Genomic DNA, 22,813 nt, shown 5'->3' on the forward strand with positions numbered 1-22,813 from the left:
GAGCATCAGATTCCCGCTCGGGTGCCGGCCGGATCGGTCGGCTGCCGGCCGACCGCGGCCAGCCACTCCCGGACACCCGGCAACGGTCTCAGCGGTTGGGCGGGGAGTGAGGACTCCACCTCAAACAGCAGCCGGCCGGCCCGCCGTACGCCCTGCTCGTCACCGAGCTTCGAGAACGCCTGTTCGGCAGCGGAGAGCAGGTCGACCGCTTCCTGGCCGCGCCCGGCCCGGTGGTACGCCACCGCCAGCCAGGTCGCCGACTCCGCCTCGATCCAGCGGTCCCCGCAGCGGCGGAACGTCCCGTGACACTCCTCCAGCTCCGGGGCGGCCCCGCTGAGGTTCCCGTCGGCGAGGTGCGCCCGGCCGAGGGCGAGCCGCGCCCAGCCGCTGCCGTAGCGGTGCCGCAACGTGGTGAACCCTTCCAACGCCGCGGAGCTGAATTCGCGGCTCTGGTCGTACTTGCCGAGGTCGAGGAGGGTCAGGGCGCGGTGCAGCCGGATCCACGGCCGGCGGAGCCGCTGCAAGCCGTCGGGGTCACCAGTGAGCAGCTCGGCCTCGGCGAGGGTGGTGGCCGCCGCCGCCGGCTCCCCGCACTCCCGCAACACCTGCGCGTACGCCAGCAGCACGGCGGGTAGTTGCCGCACGCCGGACGGTCCCGCGCCCGCACACAGCCGTCGAGCCTGGTCGAGGTACTGGGTGGCCGCCTCCAGGTCCTTGAGCGGCGCCTGGAGAGCGGTCAACTCGGAGAGCACCCGGATGTGCTCGTCGCGGTCGTCGGCGTTCCGGGCGCTGCGCTCGGCGGCGAGCAGGTCCGCCTCGGCCTGCGGCAGTTGGCGTAGCCGCCGGCGCAGGCTGCCGCTCACCCGCAGTGCCCGGGACAGCGTGCGCGGCGACTGACTGCCGCGTTTCCCGGCGTCTTCGGCGTAGGTCATGGCCTCGTCGATCCAGCCGAGTTCGGCGTTGACCTCGGCCAGCGCGGCGAGGGTGAGACCTTCCTCGCTGGCGAGCGCCAGCGCCCCGGAGTCGCTGCTGGACAGCGCGGCGGCGCGTTCCCGGCAGAACGCGAGTGACTCCCGGGCGGAGTTCAGGGCGGCGTCGAGTTCGCCCCGGTCCAGGAACGCGAAGACCGTCCGGCGCAGGAAATCGTCGGCGTTGCGTTCGTTGCGCCGGCGCCGTCCCTCGGAGAGTCCCCGACGGGCGCGCTGCTGCTGCGGGCGCGTCAGGTGGTTGCCGAGATGGGTGGCGGCGTAGGCGTGGACGTAGACCGGTACCCGGAAGGTCAGCAGCCCGGAGTGGTCGTCCACCCGACGTTCCACGAACCGGGCTGAGGCGAGGTGGTCGAGGAACCGGCCGGCGACGTTTTCGGGCATGGTGCGGTCGGCGAAGGCGCCGTTGAACAGCATCGCCAGCATCCACCGCTCGACCCGGCGCCGGTCGGTCAGGCCGAGCAGGACCAGCGCCTCCCGCTCCTCGATGGTGAGCAGGGCGAAGGCCAGGTCGAGGATGCCGGAGAAGGCGACGACCTTCTTTCGTTGCGGATCGGTGGCCATGTCCCGCATGCGCCGGACGGCGATCTCCAGGGTCCAGTTCTTGCGTACCGCGAGCACCGCCCCGGCCATCTGGATCGCCACCGGAAAGCCGGCCGCGGCGGCCACGACGTGCTTCGCCTCTTCCGGTTCGGCACCGATCCGGTCGCCCCCGACCAGCCGGTCGAGCAGTGCGGTGGCGGCCTCGTCCCGCAGCGGCTCCAGCGCCACCGGGAACTGTCCAGGGAACCCGGGGACCGCGCCGCGGGCGGTGACCATGGTGAGGCACCCGGGGCCGGCCGGCAACAGGGGTCGGATATGGTCCGGGTCGCCGACGTTGTCGAGGATGACCAGCACCCGCCGGCGCCGCGTCCAGTCCCGGTACCAGCGGCCGAGATCCGCGCGCTCCGGCATGACCTCCCGTGGCCCACGTAGGGCCCGCACGAACGTCTCCAACCGGTCCTCGGTCAACTGGTCGTCGGAGCTGTCGAACCGGAGCATCAACTGCCCGTCGGGATACTGGTCCGACACCAGGTGGGCCATCCTGATCGCCAACGCGGTCTTCCCGACCCCGGGTTCACCGTGGATGACGATCAGAGCGTCGCCGTCCCGGTCGGGCCGGGCCAGGTGGTCACACATCTCATCCAACTCGCGGTCCCGGCCGGCCAGCAGGCCGGGCGGCGGGGGCAGTTCGGCGGGCACGATCCGCTGCCGTCGCGAGCTGCCGGAGGCCAGGTCCAGACCGCCGGGCACGACCGCCATCGCGGGCGCCGCCGCACGGCGGCGACGGATCAGCGTGTGGATCATCCGCGCAACGAACGCACCGACGACGATCGCGGCGACCGGGTAGAGAAAGTCGTACGTCAAAGTGCTGGCGCTGGGGAAGCCGAGTGGTAGCGCGATCAGGATGGAGCGTGCCGCGTTAACCGATCGCATCGCCACTCCTCGGTTGAGTCACTACATCATGCCGCTCCGAGGCAAACCAAAGCCAGGTCGTTGGTCCCTTCGGGATCGATAGTGGTCGTCGGGGACGAGGCACATACGGTCTAATTGAGGAGCCCCGATGGCCCTTACGGCCAATTCCATTGCGGAGGAAAATCGCCGCGCTCTGGGCTGATTCCGGGGTCCCGCCGACCCCTGGTCAGCCGATCGGCCGCCGGTTGAAGTGTCGCCAATTGCGCTGCCGTCCCTGTTCGGCGAGTTCGTAGCGGGGCAGTACGGCCAGGTCGTCGAAGGTCCGCGAGCCGGCGAGCCGCAGGTTTACCCCGGTCCTCGGGACGCGACGATCCTCGGGATGGCCCGCGTTTACAGTGGACGGGTTGGAGCCGGCTGGCCGTACCCGACAAGCCCACCGCAGTAAAACCCGGGTCCGGTGTCGCCGGAAACCTCTCGATTTGAGCGACGGTGATCGACCACAATGCCACCGTGGAACGCGAGCGCCTGGTGAAGTTGAGCAAACGGATGTCGAAGGCACTCCGGCACGATCCCGACCGGGCAGGCCTGGTGCTCGACCCGGCCGGTTGGACCCCCGTCGACGCTCTGCTCGCCGCCCTACGGATCGAGCGGGCCGAGCTTGACGCGGTCGTCGCCGGCAACGACAAGCAGCGGTTCGCTGTCGAGCGCGGCACCGACGGGGTGCTGCGGATCCGGGCCAACCAGGGCCATTCGGTCCCGGTGGACCTCGGGCTGCCCCCGGTGACCCCACCGGACCGGCTCTATCACGGCACCAGCGCCGGTGCGCTGGAGTCGATCCGGGCCACCGGCCTGCACCGCGGCGGCCGGCACCACGTCCATCTCTCCGCCGACACCGAGACCGCCCACCGGGTCGGCGCCCGACGGGCCGGTCGGGTCGTGATCCTCACCATCGACGCGGCGGCGATGGCCGCCGCCGGGCACGTGTTTCACCGCAGCGCCAACGGCGTCTGGCTCACCGACGCGGTCCCGGCCGGCTATCTGCTCGACTGAGGCCTGGCCCGGGCCGCTGTTGCCGGCGGGGGCGTGCAGCCTCGAACGGGATGCGGCACGAGACATCTGGCGCGGCGACCCCGGGCCAGGACAGGGGACGGCGCCCGTCAGGACCGCGCTGGGGTGCCTGCGGCCGGATCATGGACTCCCACTTGGGTCCACGGCCGACCCGGCTAACGCTGCCGCCGTGGACACACGAGCACCCGCACGGGCGTCTCCCACGAATGATCCACGGCCACCCGTGCGACTTGGAATCCGCCGCCTGCGTCGCTGGGCACCGGCGATACCTGTAGACGGAGAGAATCGGTTCCTGGCCGGCGGGCGACTCCTCCACCTGCAGCAAGGGCGAAGCCTGGAGGGACAGTGCCCGGATAGGGACCCGTAATTCCTCAAGCGACTTGCCCACGAGATCGCCGATATCCCAGGACGAGTCGTGCGCCGAAGCACCAGCGAGCTCAGGCAACGTCGGCGAGTCCAGCCCGTCGATCAGCGCCTGACAAGCGGCATGGATCAGGTCCGCCACGCCGTACCCGGTGTCGGTGTTCCAATGCGCCACAGCGTCGTAAAGGCGCTGCTCCGCGGACGCGCCGCCCTTCTCAGTCACGCCAACCATCATCCACAGGCCCTGAGAGGACCGCACCACCGTTTCACTCCGCCCCCGGTCAGCCGCACCTCGGCCAGTCGCTCATCACCCGACTGACAACCTGGGCCCCCAGTACCGACGCCTTCGGGCCCGCCGAAGAGGTCACCACGAAGGATGCGCACCGCTCGATCTCCATCACCGCAGGTCAAAGCGCCTCGTCTCTGCCCGGTATCGATGAGCACTTCGGGCGCGGAGACCTCTTCGCCAACCTGCACCCAATCTGCTCCCAGGCGCAAGGCCAGGCCAACCATCGACTCCTTACCGCCTTGACCTGCGCACACTCCCTGCCAGGCTCTATAGAGCACTGTCGAATGCCACGCAGAGCCGCGGAGCACTCCGGTGTGAAACAGGACGCCGCACCCGCTCTGACCTGCGGCAACGCCCATCGGCGTCGGCCAGAGCCCACTCGCCCCGATGGCCACGTGGCCCGGAGGTCAACCAATCCGGCGCGGGGTTGCTCGTCGGCTGAAGCGCCTGGCATGATCCGGGCATGATCGAAAGAATCGAGTCCTCCGTCCGCCGGTGAGCGTGACACCCGAGCCTGGACTGCTCGGACCCCACCTGTCGTTATACGATCATGCGTCGCGGTTGCATCGCGAGGATCCCGACGCGCCCCTTCTCCGTGACGGTGAGCCGTATCCGGATGATGGACAGCACCGAGGTCGAAAGTCCCGTCCTCGAGAGCCGAAGGATCGGCGCCGCAGCGGTGCTGATGTCGCCGCTGTTTTGGACACGCATTTCGCCGATCGGTCCGCCGTTCCAGGCGATCTTGCCGGGGCGTTCCATGACATCTATGTTCCGATCCATCCCAATGAACACATCACGGCTGCGGCCTGCAGGGTGGACGCCGAACGTGTTCGAGCGACCGGTCGGTGGCTTGTCCAGCACGCGACCGATCGCTGCGCTGCAATTGTTGGTCTGGCGTTGCTGACCACCGTGTGGGATGAGGACGACATCGAGTTGATCAAAACGATCGGGTTGCTGTCGGGCCACTTCGGCCCACTGGCCGCCCGCGCGCTCGAACGGCGGTCGTGGTCCGGCGGCTCGGACGCGTTGCTGTGGCTGGCCGAGCGGGTCACGGGCTGGGGACGGGTCTATGTCGTGGAGTCCCTGTGCACGATCGGCAGCACCGCAGCGCGGCCGTGGATGCTGCGACGCGCCTGTGATGGCGACTACCTCAACCGCTACTTCGCCGGAGAGGTCGCCACTGCGGCGCACCTGCAAGAGGCGATCACCGCGGCGAATCCTGACAGCGAGTTGGTCGATCACACCGGCCTGCTGCTGACCATCATGGCTGACAGCGGCGGCACGGGCCTCACGCTCGAGCACTACCCGCCCGCCTCCGCCGTTCTAGAGGCCCACTGCGAACACGCCGGCCGCCTAGAGCCGTCGGTAGAGCGTTTCGTCATCGCCGCGCAACTGGCTGAGCACTTGCGACATTCAGCGGCGGAACGAATAGCTTGGCCCGAAGGCGGACGAGAGCGCGTTCTGAGCGGCTACCTTTCCCTGCTTGATCGCGACGACTGGTGCACTGTCGCTCGCGCTGGGCTGGCCACTGGTGATCACCGTGTTACCTGGCTTGCCGAAGCGCTGGCACCAAGCCTCGGCCTTCGAGCGTTCACCGTGAACGACGAGTAGCGTCCGAAGGAAAGGCCGGCGGGGAGGACGTTCACGGTTCCCCGCCGGCCTGCCGCCGGTCGTCATCTTGTTGCTCTCGTGGTAGTCCGCTCCGGATGACGGGCCGCTGGTCCTGGCGTTGATCTTGGCCGCGTCTTGCACGCGAAGGTCAGACGCACTGACATCGGCTACAAGCGGGTGCCGGCCGCCCGGGAAGCGCAAGCTACCGCTGTTGAGGCCTTCGGGTTCGCCGAAGAGGTCACCAACCAGAAGTGCCTGGCCAGGGCACTGCACGTGGGAGCGGTGTCTCGAATGACGGAACTACAGCGGACTCCAGCAAGCTCACCCGCAACGCTCCACATCGATCTGCAACACGCCCGCAGACGTGGCCTCATCTGCTTCCAGTTGCAAGGTCAGGCCAACCAACGGCTCCTTACCGCCTTGACCTGCGGACGCACCACTATCAGGTGACATAGAGAATTGTCGACCGCTGGGCAGAACCGCGGAGCACTCCGCGGGAAACAGGACGCCACACCGACTCTGACCTGCGACAACATGAAGCCGAGGTAGGCATGGGTGCAGTTGAGCGCCGTTCGATGCCGTTGGACGCCGTTCGAGGCCGTTCAGGGCACCCCGCTGCTCCCAACCTGCTCCCCAAACCGGGCTCGCACCGGGCCGCCGACAGATCGCGAGTTGCCGGCCCGGTGGTTGGCACCAGCGAGGCTAGGTGGAGAGGTCAACGGACATTTTGCGGTGCCGGTCCGGCTGACCTTCACTTGCCAGCCGAGTGCGGCAGAAGCCGGATCGCCACTATACGACGCCAAGGGTGGGGACACCGGTCCGAACCGCCTCGACGAAGCCATCAGGTGGCAGGTAGCGATGCTCTTCAACGTAGTGGCCGATCAGCACCGGTGCAGCGAAGTTCGTCCCATCCACTCCGGTGAGCCAAATCTCGCCGTTCCCGCGCGCAACATCGGGAGCTTCATAAAGCCGAATGTCGGCCCGAATCAGGCGCTGAGGCTCGACCGCTGCCTCACAGAACTGGCAGTAGTGGTACCCACGCATGAGCCGTACTGGTTTAGCGCCGAGCCTCACCAAGCGATCTCGCACATCTCGCGGGCAGGCTCCTACAGTAAAGGGCATGCTCGAATCCAGCCAACCAATGGCAATGGCGGCCGGGGCGCCCGGGTAGTAGTCATAGGGCGCCAGGTCCGGGATGTACATCACGCGTCGATCATCGCAGTCAGGCACGGGCCGTGCGAACAACAGAACGACGGTGCGGGCCGCCTCTGGGCGGCCCGCACCGTCATCAAACGCCGGGCGCGTTACGCCCGTCTGCCGGAATGCTGGTGGGTGGGAGTTCCTGGCCTACAGGTCGGCCTTCGTCACGCGGGAGGATTCGTACGTCGTGGAGGCCCGAGGGAGGCCCGGCACGGTGGAGACGTCCTTGACCAGCATGCCGGTCGTGGCGTCGATGGTCAGCACCTCGCTGCCCTCGCCGCCGAACACCTCGGGGCCGGCGGTGATCGTCAGCGTGGCCTTGCCGTGGGTGGTCGAGTTCGTGACGCTGACCGCGGAGATGGTGGACAGCAGACGCAGCACACCGGCCCGGACCTGCGTGTTGCCGTCGCCAGCGGACAGCGCTTGGGTGCTGAACGTCCACAGGGCGTTGTCGAAGTGCCGCTGAACGGCCTGGGGGCTGTACGGCTTCGGCTCGGCGTTGCCGCCCTTCTGCTTGATAATCACCTGGGCGTCCGCCTGCTGCTTGTCCCACACCGCCTTCTGCGCTGCGGGGTCGAGGCCCACCAGCGGATCCTTGGCTGCCTTGAGCATCTGGGTCCGGCCGTCGGCCGGGCTGCTGTCCGCCGCGGCGACGGCTGCCTTGAGGAGCGGAGCGTAGCCGCCGTCCGTCATCTGGTCCTGGTGACGGACGATCGCACGCTTGATGTCCTTCACGCTGTTGCCCGTAAAGATCGCGTGACCGTCGGTGTACAGCGTGTAGACGACCTGCATGGTCTTGGTGCCGTGGACCTGCGTCGCCTTCACCAGCCACGCGTCGCCCGCCGCCGGGGTGACCGTCTTGATGGACCCGGCCAGGGTCATCAGCGGCGCGCGCTCAGCCGACCCGTCGACGGTGGTCGAGCCCGAGGTGGCGGCTGACGAATCCTTGCTGCCCTCCATGCCCCCGGTCGCCGACGAGTTGAGCACCACAGCGACGACTGCCGCCGCGGCGGCAACCCCCACCCCGGCGCCGATGCCCAATCGGCCCGCGATACCGATCCCGCGGCGGCGCTGAAGCGCCGGGCTGGATTCGTGGTCCCGCGTGGTTGTCGTCGTTTCCATGGTTGAAGTCGCCTCCATAGTCGTGTCCGCCGCTGATATCGCGCCCAGCAGCCGCACGGTTCCGGGGTCGGCCATAGCCGCCCGCAGCACCGCCCGCGCCCGCTGATACGCCTCCGGGCGTAGTGGTTCTGCGCTGCCCAACGCACCGACCAGATCGAGCTCGTCGGTCATCGGTGTCTCTCCTTCGCGCTGTTGCGGTCCTTCAGAAGCGCGGACACCCCCGGGGCGTCGCGCAATGCCGTCCTGGCCTGGCTCAGCAGCCGCCGCGCGGTGCCGGCCGGAATGCCGAGTGCCCGCGCGGCGTCGGCTGCGGTCAGGTCCTCCCAGGCGACGAGCCTCAGGACCTCCCGCTCTTCGGGTTTGAGCCGCGTCAGGGCCGACCGGAGCACCGCCCGGGCGTCCACGCCGAGGTCCACCGCCGACCACGGATCCCATCCAGTAGCCACGTCCGGCACGTCCGCGACCAGGTCCTCGGCCGGCCGGGACCGCCAGTAGCGCCGCAAGCGATTCAATGCCACCCCGTACAGCCACGGCCGCGCATCGTTGTACGACCGGTCGTACGATCGCCGCGACTCGAACGCCGCAACCCAAACCTCGCCCAGGAGGTCCTCAGCCGCATCCCGCCCAGCCCGGCGAACGAGGTACGAACCGACGGCGGCCTCATGACGCTCGACCACCTCTACGAAGGCGTCGACATCGCCATCCAGCGACCGGCCTATCAAATCCGCATCCGAAGCCATGGCCCTCCTCGGCAAAGTCCGCGCTTCACCCTGACATTGCCGATCAGGCGGGGAAGTGTTCAGGCCCCGAGGTCCGACGGCAAGCGGTCGCCCAATAGCGTCCCCTCGGCGGCATGAGCGGCTGCGGCGCGGTCAGCGTTGGGCCCAAGCGTGGCGCCAGGCCAGGGCCGAGGGCCGAGGGCCGAAGTCGGGAGGTAGAGGCAGCGTCGCGGCAGCGAGGCTGCCACCTCACATCTTCAGTCTCTCCGCCGTTTCAGGGCTGGATCTGGTTCTCGATGGGGCTGCCAGAGGCGCCGAGTAATGGCGGCTCGCCCGACTTGGGCGCGACGACCGGGCCTACCGATCCGAGACCGTCCGACGAGCAGCCCTACCCGCCTGGCTCCACGCCTACAATCACCACCGCCATCACACCGCACTCGGCGGCCCACCCGCCAGCCGCGTCCCCAACCTCTCTGGGCAGAACACCTAGGGCGTGCTGACCACTTCGCCAACCTGCACCCAATCTGCTCCCAGCTGCAAGGCCAAGCCACCCGGCAGCTCCTTACCGCCGTGACCTGCGCGCACTCCCTGCCAGGAAACATGGAGCGCTGTCAACTGCTGCCCGTGGCTCCGAAGCACTCCGTTGTGAAACAGGACCCGCACCCTCTCTGACCTGTGCAAAGCGTGGAGCCGCCGGTAGGGGCGGGTGCGGTTGAGCGACGTTTGACGCCGTTGGGTGCAGTTCAAGTCCGTTCAGGGCATCCGGCTGCTCTCAGTCGGCTCCCCCAAAACCGGCTCGAGCCAGACCGGTGACCACCGACTGATCGTGAGCTGGCACCCCCTAGACCTTGCTGTTACCAGCGATGGCTTCCGCGCCCACATTGGTCGCTTGGAAGCACCGTCACGGACGCGGCGCCCTATCAGCGGCAGATCCGTGCGCTGCCGGTCGATCGGCGTCGTCTCGGTGGTCGAGCCATTGACGTACTGGCACGAGGTCGATGTCGGTTGATCCGAGATATGGATCGACGCGGTGCAGTAGCGCCGGTTGGGGATGGTTCCAAGGCTCGCTGAGCCCGCCAGGGTGCTGCAGCTATCGTCCCGGCGTGAGTGACTTCTGGTCGTTGATCGAGGATTCTGCGGGGCACGCGGACCGGGCAGGGTGGATCGAGTGTCGGCTCGCGGCCCGGACGCCGGCCGAGATCGTGGAGTTCGACGTCGCCTTCACCGCGGCGCGTCGCCGGGCCGAGACGTGGACGATGTGGGCCGCCGCATATCGGATCACGTCCGGACTGTGCTCCGGCGACGGCTTCTGGTACTTCCTACCGTGGCTTGTCGGTCTCGGCCGGGACAGCTTCGACCGCCTCACCGCCGACCCCGACGCGCTCGCCGAGGTCCCGCAGGTGCGCCGGCTGGCCACTACGAGGGCGGACCGGTGGACCGACGATGACTGGCCGGAGTGGGAGGCCCTCAACTATGTCAGCCGTCAGGCGTATGACACAGCGACCGGTGAGAGCGAGGGCATCATCGACGCGTTGCGGGCACTCCACCACGACTATCCGGAAGACCCGGCGCCCACCGGGGACCGGTGGGCCTTCGACGACGAGACCGAGATGAGCCGGCGCCTCCCGCGGCTCAGTGCGCTATTCCCATCCATGCGCTGAGCCTCGGACACGCAGCAGACGGGCCACTTTTGAACACCTGAAGGCAGACGGTCGACTACCTCGGGTCTCACACGCGCTCATCGACATGAGCGGACGTCGCCCGGCTGATGACTGGGAGCACCATGACTACATCTTCGGATCCACCGAAGAGGTCTCCCAACAGGAAGCCCTGGCCAGAAGGTTGCTGGTGGGATTTGAGTCTCAGCTCCCGGGATCCATGCCGACGGCGCTACTGACGGCCCGGAGCGGTACGTCGGCGCAGCGAACTCTCTCGATCGCGCTCGATCAGGAATCGGATAGCGCGGGTGAAGTCCTGGTCGTGGTGCGTTATTTGGCGGGGCCGACCCCGATGGCGTGCCGGACGGTCGCCGGGTCGTTCACGACGTCGAGCATCGCCTGGGCCAGGTCTCCTCGCGCCATGCTGCCGTTGGGCACGCTGGCCTCGGTAGCGCTGCGATATCGGCCGCTCGCCGGCCGGTCGGTCAGGTACGGAGGCCGCAACACCGTCCAGTCCGCCGCGCTCGCGGCCAGTACCCGTTCCATCCGCTCCAGGTCGGCGTAGACGTTGCGGTATACCGCTCGGATGAGGGGTCTGACCGTCGCACGGAACCACAGCGGTTCGCCCGCGCCGCCTCGCAGCACCGGTTGGGCACTGATGGCGACCACCCGACACACACCGGTGCGGTCCATCGCTTTCAGGATGCTTGCGGTCGCGGCCGAACACACCGGGGTGGTGTCGTTCCGCCCATGCGGACCCAGCGCCGACAGGGCGGCGACGCTGTCGGTCAGGGCTGCCGTGAGGGACGCAGGGTCGAAAACGTCCGCAACGACGATCTCCAGGGACGGGTGGTCGATCGCGGGCACGGTTGGCTTTCGCACGACGGCCGTGACCTCGTGTCCGGCCGCCAGTGCCTGTCGCACCAGCAGTCGGCCAGTGCCGCCGGTGGCGCCGAACACGGTCAGTCTCACGGGAGCCTCCGCGAGCGCCGAAGGCCGACAAGTGCGAGTCCAGCAAAGGTCATGACCCACAGCGCTCCGGCGACCATGAAGGCGATCCCCAGTCCGGTGAGCGGCACCACGTCGGTGACAGCAAGCGGCAGGATCACCGCACCGGACAACGCATTGCCCGCGATGGCCGACCAGGCCAGCCGCGACGAGATCCTTGGCTGCCTGGCGATGAGGCCGAGTGCGGCGGCCCCGCCAAGCATCGCGATCCCGACCGGGACGAACCAGCCGGTCGGCAGGCCGAGTGGGCCGCCGAGCCACCTGCCGCCGAGGAGCATGACGACGCCGAAGGCGGCGGTGCCCCAGCCGTCGATCCGCAAACTGCGGCGGAGCAGATCCGGGGGGCCGCCCCGTAAGCCCGCTCCGCGCTCGGCTGTCATGGTCAGGGTTCCCATCCCGGTCTCTCCTCGTCCGTCGGCTAGGGCCTGGTCGGCCCCGGTCCTGGGGAACGGTGGCACGCGAGGGGCATGGACTCAATGACCTCACAGGTCATGGCACCCGCGACCTGCGGCCGGGTAACCTCCGGCACATGGATGCGCAGCGGCCGGCCCGGGCGGGTGTCCTGCTACGCCAATGGCGGCAGCGCCGCAGGCTCAGTCAGCTCGACCTCGCCCTTCTGGCGGACACCTCCGCGCGTCACCTCTCCTGCCTGGAGACCGGGCGCGCCCGCCCGAGCCGGACGATGGTGCTGCGCCTGTCTGCCGCCCTCGATGTCCCCCTGCGGGAACGCAACACCATGCTGCTGGCCGCCGACTACGCACCGGAGTACCGAGAGAGCAGCCTCGACGACGACACCATGACGTCGATCCGCGCAGCCCTCGACACCATGCTGGCGGCGCACGAGCCGTTTCCGGCCGTCGTCGTTGACCGCTGCTGGAACGTACTGGCCGGCAATCGGGCCATGGCCATCCTGATGAACGGCATACCACCGAACCTGCTCGAGCCACAGCCCAACGTGTTTCGCCTGGCCCTGCACCCCGACGGGTTGGCCGGACGGTTGGCCAACCTCTGCCAAGTCCGAGCACTCTTCCTCGAACGCCTGCTCCGCCAGGTCAATGCCACCGGCGATGCCGATCTGCACTCGCTGCACGAGGAGGTACGTCGGTATCCGGTACCCGTAGGCGAAATCACGGAGGGGGGCGCCAACGTAGGACACCCGCCGAGCCCGATCCAGGTGCCATTGAGGATTCGTACTCCACACGGCGAGCTGTCGATGTTCAGCACCATGGCCACCTTCGGCGCTCCGGCCGATGTGACGCTATCGGAGCTGGCGATCGAGTTGTTCTATCCCCTCGATGACTTCACAAGGAACGTCCTTCGGTCGTTCGCCGAACCTGCCGGCGGCCCGTGAGCGATTTATGAAGGTCACGGTGCCTCGAACTATCGGCATCGCCCGGTGCCAACCCTGCCCAAGCCGAGCAGGTGCAAGGTGCAAGCGCCAGGCACCCGGCACCTTGCCGATGCGCCTGAGGCTCAGGCGAGGTCGGGATGGTCGAGGTCGACCGTCACCGAGTTGCCCAAGTTGATGGACACTGTCGTCACCGTCGGCTTCCACCGATACCGCCCCATCCCGCACCAGCGAACTACCCCACCCGCCTAGGCGATGCCGCAGGCGGCCACAGCGATCGCTTCGACCTACTCGATCGGCTACTCGCCAAGGATCGACCCGGTGAGCCCCATTACCCCGCAGCCGCATCGGTCGATCGGGGAGCACGCCCCCGACCGCCGCGCCTTGTCAGCGGCGGCAGAGGCGTGCAGTTGATCGTGCATGTTCGGTAGGTGGTGGGCTCCGCCGAGCACCTTCTCAAGAGCAGAGGCCAAGACGCGAGCTAGCGCGCGTATCACGTTCAGGGAACCGTGTCGCCAGGCCGCGAGGCTGCACTGGACTCCCCTGATGAGGACGTGCAATGCGTCTTCCAGAGCCGGGACGAGGTGCACGAATACTACGAGCAGCGGGCCCGGCAAGCGAAACTGGTGGGCGTCCCGGGCATTCCCACCACCACCCACGCCGAGGCGGAGGTCACCATTTCCGCGCTGATCGTGGAGGCCGTGGCCGGCACGACGTACTGGGACTACATCCAGGAGAACGTCTTCAAGCGCTGCGGCATGACCGGCTCGGCGTTCTACACCCGGCCGCAGTGGCTCACCGACATCACCGACTTCCGGACCGGAGAGGTCACCTCCACCTGGACCGACAGCAACGGCACCTGGACTCGCCGCGCCTTCGCCTCCCGAGCCGACAACGTCGTCGTACACGAACTGACCCCGGCCCAAGGCACCGGTACGCGGGCGGCACGCTCGCCACCCGCGTACCGGACCGGTCAATTGCCGCCGATCACCACGACGGCGTCCGTCGCCGCCTCGACGCGGTGGATGGGCGTGAAGTCCGCCCGGCTCGACCTGTCGCTACAGGTGATGATGCCCTCGGCGGTGAGGTCGTCCGTCGCCGAGGTGGCGGTGTTCCACCGCGTGACCGGCCCGCCCGAGTCACCGCCGAGCACCGGACCGTCGCTCGGGTGCCCGGTGACCGTGTCGACGACAACCGTCGGCGTGCCGTTGCAGTCGGTGTTGTTGGTGTCCCGGACCAGGCCGTACACCAGACCACCGTTGGCACCGGACAGGTAGACCGCCGACCCGATGGCGGGCCATCCGGTCAACTTCGCCGTCACCGGGTGCCACGTGCTGGTGTCCCGCCCACCGAACCAGGAGTGCCTGCTGAACAGGGCGCCGTTCTCCCCCGCCAGCATGGCGACGTCCGTGCCCAGGCTGTAGTAGTTCGAGCTGACCCGCAGGTTCCAGCCGCCGTGCCAGAAGTTGCGCTGGTTCGGGCCGCAGTGTCCGGCGGTGGTCACCCAGTTGCTGTTGGTCCCGCCGCGGGTCATCCGGAATCCGGTCGTGCACCACGCGTCCGCGGTACGGGCGTTTCCGGGAACGCTGTTGAACAGTGCCAGCCCACCGTAGTAGGGGGCGCTGTCGACCCGGCGGCTCGCCTCGACGGTTCCGGTCTTCGATAGGGACACCCTCGGCGTCAGGGAGGTGGCCTTGACCGCCGCCGCGACGAGGGCCTCGGCGTCGCCGGAGGCGTCGATGACGATCTGCGGTGTCAGGCGATCCAGCCATACCTGGTGCACACTCCCGGCGCTGCCGCCGGCCCAGGCCCGGGAACTCTTCAACGCCTTCGTGGCGGTCTCCAGCCGCTGCATTGACACCGTCGTGGTCTCGAACCGGACCGGCACCTCGCCCGCCTGTCGCGAACGTGCCGCCACTTCGGACCGCAGTCGCGCGCCGTCGGCGTTCGCCACCTGCCGGACGACCAGTTGCCCGGTCTTCTCGTCGAAGTACGTGCCGCCCGAGCCCTCCGGACTTCCGGCGGCCATGGCTTCCAGGTGGTGGAACTGCCGGTTCATCGCGTCGACGTCGACGGCCGGGGCGAAACCGGCGAGCGACGGTTGTGCGGCCGCTCGGTCCGAGGACACCTCTGCCTGGGCTGCGGACGTCGTACCCGCGACCGCTACGAGTACACAGCTCACAAACACCATGCGTCTACGCACGGAACCTCCTGTTGGGGCGATGGGCTCGATGCCGCTACCTTCGCGCGGGATGCCTGCAGTCCGCTTGCAATCCGCCTGCAGTCCGCCTACCGCCGGATCGCGGTGGCCCCCACCTCGGCCTGCGGAACGCACGAATGCGGGCCCCCCGTGGAGGGCCCGCATCCTTTCCATGTCCTTCTTTGACGGCCGGTCGGGCGACCGGGACCGGCGACGGTCAGAAGATGTTCATGGCGATGCCGTTCGTCAATGAGGTCGTGCTCTGGACCCCGTCGATCTTGATCGGGTTGCCGGAGACGTGCTTCACGAAGATCCGCATGATGAAGGTCCGGGTTCCGCAGGTCGGATCGATCGGCACGCCCGTCAGGGAGAAGTTCGCGACGTAGTGGTGGGCGTCGTCACGGATCGTCTTGCGCGAGGTCGCGGTGCTCGTGGTCCGGCACGTGTGGGAGGTCGGATCGAGTTGGATGAACTCGAAACGCACGTCGACCACCGCGTTCGTTCCGCGCGGCTTCTCATACGCGTCGATGGCGCTCTTGCACGACGCGGTGCCCGTGTAGCAGGTGGTCAGTTCCAGCGTCGCCAGCGCCTGAACCGAGGTCGCGTTGGCGGCAGCGTTCCATTTGTGCACGGGCGTGCCGTCGTCGTAGAACACCCAGGCCGTGGACGTGCCGGCGCCAACGTAGGTGCACGTGCTCGACGTGCCGGTGCTGCTGCAGGCCGGATTCTGCCACCACCGCGCACCCACCTGGTTGGTGTCGCTCACCTCCAGCCACGTGTCTGTCGCGACGGCGGTCAGGTGGTAGCCGTCGAGCGAGGTGGAGGCCGTGTACCCGTACATGCCGCACGTGTAGGTGCCCGCCGATGGCGCGGTGAAGAGCAGGTCGGCGTAGATCGGCAGGTGCCCAGGCCTCGCGTAATAGGTGGTGTCCGAGCCCTCGTGGTTCCGCGAGGAAGTTGATGTGGTGCCGATGACTGCGCCGGCTGGGTTCACACACTTCAGGGTGTTGTTCATCGACACGATCTGCGGGACGCTGCTGGTCGCCTGGAGGCGTCCGCGCACATGCCGGGATTCCCCGGCCGCAAGGGTGACCGTCCTGCTCAACAGACGCTCCTCGACCCGCGAGTGGAAACTGTTCGCGCTGGTCAGCGTCACCCGGGTCACGGGCCCGTCGTCGGCATGAACGACGGTCGCCGCGGACATCACGACTGACAGAACAGTCAAGACCAGGCTGAGGATCTTCCGCACGTATCGGCTCCTGCCAGTTGATGGGCGAGTCCGGCCACTGTCACGTGACGCGCTTGCAAAAGCCATGCACTCGTCCGCCTCGGCTCGCAAATCGACCTCGACTAGGGAGAGGGGGCGATAGCGCAGCCGTGACGTAGTGAGCGTCCCGACCCCTCTGAAGCGCGCCCCGTCCGGCAGGTGCGCCGCCGAGCCTGAGAGGGAGTCGTCAAGAGGGCCTGAAGCTCCACTGAGCTCTTCCGGGGTATCGCGCGAGAAGCTCGTCATCTATCTATTTGTCCATGGTGTCGGTCCACGCGGACATCAGGGTGACCATAGAGAGCAGCCCGGGGAGTATACCGATGGCGCAGGCCGGGCCGAGACCTTGTGTGGAGTTGAAAGTGGCCAGCACCCAGCACCCAGCAGGCTGACAGCGACCGTCGGTGGGCCTGCCTTCTGGAGATCAGGCCGATGGCCACTCGTTGATTGACGTGAGGAGCCGAGGCGCGGATGAACGGCAGACGCGACCCACGCCTGTCGCTAGCAAGCTGGAACACGCGTGACAAGTGGGTGGTCTCGAAGGAGATCACCCACCCAGCTCCGACGGCAGGGAAGTCGACGTCGACCTGGTCACCGATCCCGTCCTCGGGCGCGAGGTCGAAGCATTCGACGCTTGGCGCATTCGCTGGTTCCTCGACGAAGCCGCCGATGACGATTACAACCATGAGGACATCGTCGAGGCGTGTATCCGCCTTGCCCGCGAGGGTTACCTACGCGAGGTGGTCGAGGGCCGTTGGTTTGCGTTGCCTGATGCTCCAGGTGGCTCAGCCTGAGACACCCACACAAAGCAACCAACCGCCGTACGTCTTGAAACTCGCACCTCGCAGAGAGCCGGATCTGCTGCGGGGCCGACGCCTGGGCGGTCGGGTGCCGACCATCATTCGTCGCGGTTCTGCCAGCGGAAGCGGGCTAGCTGCCGACGTCGAGGGCTTCAACTGGCGAGGATCTACCAACGAGCGCCGCGGCGTGAAGTCCATGCCGTGGATCAATGGCTTGCGGTGCTCGGCGACCTTCTCGTGATTCCGCGTCGACTCTGCTGATCCGGACACGGCCGACATTCGGCACCTAGACGAGAACCTGTCCGCGAGCGCGATTACCCTGGACCGGCGAGACCATGGCCGCGCTCGACGTGATCCCGACGCCCGGACACACCGCACCGGACCAGTGACCTCGCGGAGCCCTCGGTCGCACCTTGGGGCGCCAGCTTCAAGACCACGAAGTCGATCACGGTCTTCAGGGCTTCGCTCGCGGTCCGCACCCCTGCGGCGGTCAGGCGGAGGCCCGGCTTCATGAGAATCCGGGCCGCCCGCCGGGCGTACGTCCGTTGACCGAGCCGCTTACTCCGGCAGGCGGATTACCGGTGAAGTCAGGCGAAGAGGTTGCCGGTGATGTCGGCGTAGAAGTCGGCGGGATCGCGGGAGAGGGAGGCCTTGACGTTGGCGGTGGGCTTGTCAGCGATGACTTCGATCTTGCCTGCTTCCAGTCCGTCGAGGGCCTGGGCGACCACCTCGTGGGGCGCGAGCTTGGGGATGTCGACGCCAGCCATCATGTCCGTGTCGGCGATCGCCAGCGCCAGGGCGGTGACCAGAGTCTTCTGGTCGGCCAACTCGAGTCGGATGCCATTCGTCAGGGACCACTCCGCGGCCTTGGAGGCGGCGTAGCCGTTGCTGCCGGGGCTGAAGGTGTACCAGCTCAGCGCCGAGATGACGTTGAGGATGGCGCCACCGGCCAGCCTGGGCGCGAAGGCACGGGTGACGTTGAGAGTGCCCCAGAAGTTGGTGTCGAGGTCGCGGCGGATGTTCTCCGTGGAGGGGCCGAGCAGCGGGGCTTCAGTGGACGTGCCGGCGTTGTTGATGAGGATGTCGAGGTCGCCCACCTTGCCTGCGGCGGCCTCGATGGACGCGGGATCCGTGATGTCCAGCTGGAGCGTGATGGCACCGGGGATGTCGATGCTTTCCAGGCGACGGGCAGTCGCATAGACGGTGGCGCCCCGGGCGAGGAGGGCCTCGGCGAAGGCCTTGCCGAGGCCGCGGTTAGCTCCGGTCACGAGAGCTGTTGAGCCGTTGATTTGCATATCGCCACGCTAGAACCTCACGTTGATGTGAGGGGCAAACTTGTGCGAGGTGAATCACGCTCGCCCGTGTCGGCGGCGCTCGGCTCAGGGCGACCCGGGTGCGGCCGGTAACGCCCGGTCGGGCGGATCGGCGTCACCGACCGCGCGAACTGATCAAGAGCTGATGATTAAGATCCTCGACCGGCCGGCGGGTACAGCGGGGAAGCGCGACCGAGCTCCCGAGGCACGAAGGGATCGCGCTGCCGGTGAGCGAGCCGTTCGACCGGTGGCCCGACGGTGACCTGCACTAGAACGGTGCCCGGTCTAGTGCATGTGTTGAAGTCCGTCACAGCGATTCGTCGATGGCGGCGAGTTGGATGGGGCTTCGTAGCGGGCGGCCAGCTTGTCGGCAAGCCATGGAGGGAGGCCGCGTCACTGCATAGCGGTGGCCGGGGGATGACCGATTGATTCGGGGCACCGGAAGGTGTACAGCGAGTAGCCGCGCCCGATCTGCACGCCGACGGTGTCTGGGGACGCGGTCGGGTCTTCCTCGGACGGGCGCCAGCTGCAATACATGCCGTTCCAGTCGCTTGAGCCGACCGTGAGAATCAAGGTCATCGTGGTGCCGCAGACAGCACAGTCCATCGCGTACGGATCGGTCAGTGACCAGTTCGCGTACCCGCCGACCTTCCATCCCGGCGCGAGCGACAAGTCGCTCTGATAGTGGGGACGGCTCTCGTCTTCGTCGTCATCCCACTCGTCGAGCCGTTCGCGTAGGTCATCGGGGAGCAGGTCGGCGTATTGGTACTCGCGGACCTGCTCGGGGTGCACCACGCACGGAATGGGCAGGTACGTGTCGCTGATCACCGGCGGTTCGGGAGGCGCTTCGAGTAGCGGGCCGACGGCGGAACTGTCACGCCAGTAGAGGAAGACGCGAGGGCTGTAGTGCCGGTCCGAGTGGTCCACCGGGCACCACAGCACCTGGAGCAGGTCGGTGCCGTCAGGACCGGCGTAGTCCGGGATATCTCGTCGGTACAGCTGCGCGACCGGGACCAACGGGATGGGATCCTCGATCAGGTCGTCCAGGTCCAGAGCGTCGGACGCATCGAGCTCGGCCCGCTCCTTCGCAGTCAAGAAGTCCCCGCCTGGCAGCGGCTTGCGGGCTTCCGCAGTCGCGAGGATCTCCCGCCTGCGGTGCAGGGCGGCCGGGGTCGTCAGGTTCCATGGCTCGTGCGCCCCGGCGTCGTCGCAGACCGGCCATACCTCGTCGGCCGGCCATAGCAGCGGTCCGCCGACCGAACTGCCCATAATGGTCGGAGCGCCGGGTCGGGGATGCAGGCGGGTAGCGGTGAGGGAATGTTCCCGCAGTTCAGGGAAGAGTGCGGCGATATCCAGAGGGCGTGGAGGTGTGGTGCGGGCCATAGAAGTGGATCTTATTGCCCCGCGTACAGGTCCTGGGTTCCGGGATGGCTGGCGCCGGCCGGCGTCTCGGGTCGCCTAACGCCACGCCTGCAGAAGTGCTGTACATCGATGTAGAGCGTTGTGGGGTGAGGGGACGGAAGTGTGCTGCGGGTCCGCCATCTGAGACGCCGATCCCGCGGGCAGCGTCCTGAGTCTTTCAGGCTGGTGACCCTCTTCGGCGGCACCGAAGAGGTCACCGTCGCAGCGGGTGGCCGGCGGGGACCGAACACCCACCCAGGATGCCCGCAGCATTGGCCTGCCTTTTACGCCCGACCAACGGACCCCCGAGCAGATGTTCGATGGCATCGACCTCACGTGCCGACCATCGTCGCTGGGACCATGACGCCGCCGGTGAGGAAGGCCGCGTCGTGGGCCGCCGGCCGCCGATGAGATCCGCCCCGACATGGACTCCTACGGGCTACTGCGCGGCGTCGGCAATCTCTGCATCGGCGCGGGCAACGATCCCTGTCACGACGCACGCCGCCTGGTCGACCTTCTCGTGGCCGAGCTTCGCGTCCGCTAGGTGTTCAACCCAGAGAGGTTGGGGACGCGGCTGGTAGACGACCGGGTCGAACGCGGGCCGCGCACCTGGACGTCCAGGTCGAGGCGTTCCGCGACCGGCCTCTCGATGCCGCCCACTACCCGTTCGTGCGAATGGACGGGTTGACGATAAAGGTCCGCGAGCACGAGCGGAGGGTCAACGTCCATGCGCTCGTCGCGGTCGGGGTCAATGAACCGCAACCTGCCGCCCTCGTCTGGGGTGGCCTTCTTCCCAACCGGCTTTAGCCTGGCGATGAGGCGATGACCTTGCGTAAGCGCCCCGGTGGGCCGTCCGGATTCCGACGGCCCACCGGGGGTACGACGGGTCAGAGGCGGCCGGCCGGTTCCGGGTGCGCGTCCGGCTTGATCAGCGCCGGGAGCTTGCGCTCGAATCGGTTGAAGAGGTTCATCGACGGCAGGATGGGCCGGATGCCCGTGGCCTGCTGGGCGATCTGGGCGCCCCAGACCGAGGCCCGCAGGCGCTGGTTCGGGGTGCCGTGGTGGCTGGGGTCGTCGAAGAAGCAGTCGCCGACCTCGTAGAACGTCTGTTGCGCCTGGTGGATTTGGACGCCGTTGAAGTTGAGCCCGCGCGGGTGGGTGACGAAGTAGGTGCCGAAGCCGTCGGCCATCAGTTCGGTGCGGCGGGTCGCCTCGGCGCCGGTCAGCGGGCTGTCGAACAGGCCCTGTTCGAATTGAACGTGGTGGGCCATCTCGTGGGCGAGGATCGCGCGCGCGCCGGCTGTTCCCAGGCCGAGTGCGCCGATCGCGGTGAGCATGCCCTCGCCGAAGACGACCTTGTCCGGGACGTCACGCAGCAACGGGTCGACCTCACCCTCGGCGGTGAAGGCGAAGGCATTCAGGGTGAAGATCGGGTTGCGTCCTCCGTCGAGCGCGGGGACGGAGCCGATGATGGCCATGATCTCGGCGGCGGCTGCTGCCGCCTGATCCTCGTCCAGTCCCCAGATGAAGGCGACCATCCGAGCTACTCGCGTGGGATCCTGCAGCATGTCGTTCTGCATGGCCATGAGCTTGACGTCGAACAGGTTGACGTCCCAGAACTGCTGTGCGTCCTTGAAGGTCCGCTTCAACGTGCTCTTGTGGCTGGCGGGCAGGCCGTAGTCCGCCTCGTTGTTGGGCTGGCCGTAGATGAGCGCGTCGTAGGCCGCGTAATCCAGGACGCCAAAGATGAGCAGGACCAGCAGGGTGTCCAGGTCGACGCCTTCGAGCAGGCCCAGTGTGTACGTGGTGAACTGGGTGTCCTGGCACTGGTAGAGCGACGGGTCGATCGCGTCCGCGACCAACTGTTGCGCGAGGGACGGTTTCAGGCCCATCCGCTCCCGCTTGTCGGCAAGCATGGCCTGCCAGTTTTCCGGTAGCAGCGCGGCGATGGCGGCGATGCGTGCCTGGGTCTCCGGGTCCGCGGCGGCACGGGCGGTCGCGAAGTCGAACCGCGGCGGGGCGACGATGCCCCCGCCTGCGCTGACGCTCGCGGGGGGCGCCGCGTGGACGGGCCCCGGGGTCAGTCCCAGGCCGAGGACGATTGCCGCCAGCAGTGCGGGTATCCGTCGCCTCATGCACTCTCCTCGTTGTCCTGCGAGCCTCAGGTGTTGAGGTCACGATCAACTATCCGGTAGCGGCATTGAAGCACATGGGTGTGTAGTTACACACCCTCCGAGATCAGATCGCCCCGCAGTCGATGCCCATGCCACCCGGGACGCCGTCAGCTGGCCCCCGCTTTCCCAACCCAGGGACGTCGAAAGAACTGGTTGCTTGGGGCGCTGCCGAAGGTGGCCGACGCGGCCGAGGCATCGACCTCGCATACGGCGTGAGCGACGTTGTCGGGAAACGCGGTGGACGGGGACGTTTCGCCCCGTCTACCGCGTGTCGCGATTGTTCAGTGCGCTGACGTGATCGCCGATTCCGAAGGGCTGGCCCCGGCCGGCGTTGCCGACGGATCGGAGCGGGTGGCGTCGCCGTGCCCCGGCCACCAGGCGGTGTGGCCGAGGAGCGCGGTGATGCCGGGGTCGAGGAGCAGCGACATGATGAACGCGGATAGCACGATTCCCACCGAGACCGCGAAGCCCATCTCGGTCAGGAACTGCACCTGGATGACCACCGTCTGCGGGGTGGAGTCGACCATCCGCAGCACCCACTGGCCGCGATCCCACAGCGGCGAGGACTCGACCAGCCGGCGCGCCTCCCGGCGTAGGTCGTCCAGGTCGGCGGTGTGGCCGACGGGCCGAGCAGTGCGGCGACGGCCAGGACTGTGAGCGCCCGCACCTGGCCTCGGCTCGATCCGGACTCAGCAGCAGGTCCAATAACTCGCGGCCAACCGGTCGTCCGGGGTGATGACGAGTATGTCCAACCGGTTCGCGTCCCTGCGCCAGGACGCGGCGGGCGCCTTACCCCACGCCATTTTGACCGCCAGGTTGAACCAGCCACTCCAG

General features: G+C 67.9%; 18 protein-coding genes and 3 pseudogenes. 8 read left to right on the forward strand and 13 right to left on the reverse strand.

Annotated elements, in window-relative coordinates; genetic code table 11:
- Positions 1–5: 5 nt before the first annotated feature.
- Positions 6–2,462, reverse strand: a complete 2,457-nt coding sequence (locus ACQRWP_RS17080; RefSeq protein ID WP_430496013.1) for an NB-ARC domain-containing protein — start codon at positions 2,460–2,462, stop codon at positions 6–8.
- A 489-nt stretch (positions 2,463–2,951) separates the two neighbouring features.
- On the opposite strand from ACQRWP_RS17080, the gene ACQRWP_RS17085 reads away from it, so the two are divergent.
- The gene (locus tag ACQRWP_RS17085) at positions 2,952–3,491 is read left to right on the forward strand and encodes an RNA 2'-phosphotransferase (protein WP_430496015.1); all 540 of its coding nucleotides are present in this window, start codon (positions 2,952–2,954) and stop codon (positions 3,489–3,491) included.
- 1,210 nt (positions 3,492–4,701) lie between these two features.
- Here ACQRWP_RS17085 and ACQRWP_RS17090 read toward each other — a convergent pair.
- Entirely contained in the window at positions 4,702–5,022 is a 321-nt protein-coding gene (locus ACQRWP_RS17090; protein ID WP_430496017.1) for a hypothetical protein, read from the reverse strand.
- A gap of 36 nt (positions 5,023–5,058) precedes the next feature.
- On the opposite strand from ACQRWP_RS17090, the gene ACQRWP_RS17095 reads away from it, so the two are divergent.
- Positions 5,059–5,772, forward strand: a complete 714-nt coding sequence (locus tag ACQRWP_RS17095) for a hypothetical protein (RefSeq protein ID WP_430496019.1) — start codon at positions 5,059–5,061, stop codon at positions 5,770–5,772.
- 789 nt (positions 5,773–6,561) lie between these two features.
- On the opposite strand, the gene ACQRWP_RS17100 is transcribed toward ACQRWP_RS17095, so the two are convergent.
- From ACQRWP_RS17100 to ACQRWP_RS17110, 3 genes are all read right to left on the reverse strand, one after another.
- On the reverse strand, positions 6,562–6,978 hold the full coding sequence (locus tag ACQRWP_RS17100) for a hypothetical protein (RefSeq protein WP_430496020.1): 417 nt from the start codon (positions 6,976–6,978) through the stop codon (positions 6,562–6,564).
- Between the two features lie 141 nt (positions 6,979–7,119).
- Positions 7,120–8,265 carry a hypothetical protein gene (locus ACQRWP_RS17105; protein ID WP_430496022.1) on the reverse strand — a complete coding sequence of 382 codons (1,146 nt, stop codon included), beginning with the start codon at positions 8,263–8,265 and terminating at the stop codon, positions 7,120–7,122.
- The gene (locus tag ACQRWP_RS17110) at positions 8,262–8,834 is read right to left on the reverse strand and encodes an RNA polymerase sigma factor (RefSeq protein ID WP_145780037.1); all 573 of its coding nucleotides are present in this window, start codon (positions 8,832–8,834) and stop codon (positions 8,262–8,264) included. The genes ACQRWP_RS17105 and ACQRWP_RS17110 overlap by 4 nt, the downstream gene beginning before the upstream one ends.
- A gap of 331 nt (positions 8,835–9,165) precedes the next feature.
- On the opposite strand from ACQRWP_RS17110, the pseudogene ACQRWP_RS17115 reads away from it, so the two are divergent.
- Both ACQRWP_RS17115 and ACQRWP_RS17120 read left to right on the forward strand, forming a co-directional pair.
- Positions 9,166–9,303: pseudogene (locus ACQRWP_RS17115) on the forward strand (IS481 family transposase); the annotation flags it as partial.
- A gap of 613 nt (positions 9,304–9,916) precedes the next feature.
- Positions 9,917–10,474, forward strand: coding sequence for a DUF4240 domain-containing protein (locus ACQRWP_RS17120; protein ID WP_430496024.1), 558 nt, complete (start codon positions 9,917–9,919; stop codon positions 10,472–10,474).
- A 327-nt stretch (positions 10,475–10,801) separates the two neighbouring features.
- Here the strand turns inward: ACQRWP_RS17120 and ACQRWP_RS17125 are convergent, their stop codons facing one another.
- Together ACQRWP_RS17125 and ACQRWP_RS17130 are read right to left on the reverse strand one after the other, a co-directional pair.
- Entirely contained in the window at positions 10,802–11,431 is a 630-nt protein-coding gene (locus tag ACQRWP_RS17125) for an NAD(P)-dependent oxidoreductase (protein ID WP_430496026.1), read from the reverse strand.
- Positions 11,432–11,439: 8 nt separating this feature from the next.
- On the reverse strand, positions 11,440–11,874 hold the full coding sequence (locus ACQRWP_RS17130; protein WP_430496028.1) for a hypothetical protein: 435 nt from the start codon (positions 11,872–11,874) through the stop codon (positions 11,440–11,442).
- Between the two features lie 134 nt (positions 11,875–12,008).
- Here ACQRWP_RS17130 and ACQRWP_RS17135 point away from each other — a divergent pair, with 134 nt between their 5' ends.
- Positions 12,009–12,830 carry a helix-turn-helix domain-containing protein gene (locus ACQRWP_RS17135; protein WP_430496030.1) on the forward strand — a complete coding sequence of 274 codons (822 nt, stop codon included), beginning with the start codon at positions 12,009–12,011 and terminating at the stop codon, positions 12,828–12,830.
- Between the two features lie 970 nt (positions 12,831–13,800).
- Here ACQRWP_RS17135 and ACQRWP_RS17140 read toward each other — a convergent pair.
- Positions 13,801–14,955 carry a hypothetical protein gene (locus tag ACQRWP_RS17140; RefSeq protein WP_430496032.1) on the reverse strand — a complete coding sequence of 385 codons (1,155 nt, stop codon included), beginning with the start codon at positions 14,953–14,955 and terminating at the stop codon, positions 13,801–13,803.
- A 289-nt stretch (positions 14,956–15,244) separates the two neighbouring features.
- Positions 15,245–16,276, reverse strand: a complete 1,032-nt coding sequence (locus ACQRWP_RS17145; RefSeq protein WP_430496033.1) for a hypothetical protein — start codon at positions 16,274–16,276, stop codon at positions 15,245–15,247.
- A gap of 542 nt (positions 16,277–16,818) precedes the next feature.
- Between ACQRWP_RS17145 and ACQRWP_RS17150 the strand changes: the two genes are divergently transcribed.
- Positions 16,819–17,085 carry a DUF6896 domain-containing protein gene (locus ACQRWP_RS17150; protein WP_430496035.1) on the forward strand — a complete coding sequence of 89 codons (267 nt, stop codon included), beginning with the start codon at positions 16,819–16,821 and terminating at the stop codon, positions 17,083–17,085.
- A 593-nt stretch (positions 17,086–17,678) separates the two neighbouring features.
- Here the strand turns inward: ACQRWP_RS17150 and ACQRWP_RS17155 are convergent.
- Complete coding sequence (locus ACQRWP_RS17155) at positions 17,679–18,386, reverse strand: SDR family oxidoreductase (RefSeq protein ID WP_430496037.1); 708 nt, start codon at positions 18,384–18,386, stop codon at positions 17,679–17,681.
- A 411-nt stretch (positions 18,387–18,797) separates the two neighbouring features.
- On the reverse strand, positions 18,798–19,787 hold the full coding sequence (locus ACQRWP_RS17160; RefSeq protein ID WP_430496039.1) for a hypothetical protein: 990 nt from the start codon (positions 19,785–19,787) through the stop codon (positions 18,798–18,800).
- Positions 19,788–20,208: 421 nt separating this feature from the next.
- Here ACQRWP_RS17160 and ACQRWP_RS17165 point away from each other — a divergent pair.
- Both ACQRWP_RS17165 and ACQRWP_RS17170 read left to right on the forward strand, forming a co-directional pair.
- Positions 20,209–20,349: pseudogene (locus tag ACQRWP_RS17165) on the forward strand (TetR family transcriptional regulator); the annotation flags it as partial.
- Positions 20,350–20,405: 56 nt separating this feature from the next.
- A pseudogene (locus ACQRWP_RS17170) lies at positions 20,406–20,558 on the forward strand (transposase); the annotation flags it as partial.
- A 134-nt stretch (positions 20,559–20,692) separates the two neighbouring features.
- On the opposite strand, the gene ACQRWP_RS17175 reads toward ACQRWP_RS17170, so the two are convergent.
- Both ACQRWP_RS17175 and ACQRWP_RS17180 read right to left on the reverse strand, forming a co-directional pair.
- The gene (locus tag ACQRWP_RS17175; protein ID WP_430496041.1) at positions 20,693–21,940 is read right to left on the reverse strand and encodes a hypothetical protein; all 1,248 of its coding nucleotides are present in this window, start codon (positions 21,938–21,940) and stop codon (positions 20,693–20,695) included.
- A 320-nt stretch (positions 21,941–22,260) separates the two neighbouring features.
- The gene (locus tag ACQRWP_RS17180; protein ID WP_430496043.1) at positions 22,261–22,506 is read right to left on the reverse strand and encodes an MMPL family transporter; all 246 of its coding nucleotides are present in this window, start codon (positions 22,504–22,506) and stop codon (positions 22,261–22,263) included.
- Positions 22,507–22,813 lie beyond the last annotated feature (307 nt).

It is taken from the genome of Micromonospora trifolii, from assembly GCF_050516465.1.
In the GTDB taxonomy this organism is placed as follows: Bacteria; Actinomycetota; Actinomycetes; order Mycobacteriales; family Micromonosporaceae; genus Micromonospora; species Micromonospora trifolii.

Bases quoted from the DNA above. Each gene is read 5' to 3' on its own strand.
- ACQRWP_RS17105 (WP_430496022.1), bottom strand. From the start codon at position 8,265: ATGACCGACGAGCTCGATCTGGTCGGTGCGTTGGGCAGCGCAGAACCA.
- ACQRWP_RS17175 (WP_430496041.1), bottom strand. From the start codon at position 21,940: ATGAGGCGACGGATACCCGCACTGCTGGCGGCAATCGTCCTCGGCCTG.
- ACQRWP_RS17135 (WP_430496030.1), top strand. From the start codon at position 12,009: ATGGATGCGCAGCGGCCGGCCCGGGCGGGTGTCCTGCTACGCCAATGG.
- ACQRWP_RS17180 (WP_430496043.1), bottom strand. From the start codon at position 22,506: ATGGTCGACTCCACCCCGCAGACGGTGGTCATCCAGGTGCAGTTCCTG.
- ACQRWP_RS17130 (WP_430496028.1), bottom strand. From the start codon at position 11,874: ATGGGAACCCTGACCATGACAGCCGAGCGCGGAGCGGGCTTACGGGGC.
- ACQRWP_RS17080 (WP_430496013.1), bottom strand. From the start codon at position 2,462: ATGCGATCGGTTAACGCGGCACGCTCCATCCTGATCGCGCTACCACTC.
- ACQRWP_RS17155 (WP_430496037.1), bottom strand. From the start codon at position 18,386: ATGCAAATCAACGGCTCAACAGCTCTCGTGACCGGAGCTAACCGCGGC.
- ACQRWP_RS17110 (WP_145780037.1), bottom strand. From the start codon at position 8,834: ATGGCTTCGGATGCGGATTTGATAGGCCGGTCGCTGGATGGCGATGTC.
- ACQRWP_RS17160 (WP_430496039.1), bottom strand. From the start codon at position 19,787: ATGGCCCGCACCACACCTCCACGCCCTCTGGATATCGCCGCACTCTTC.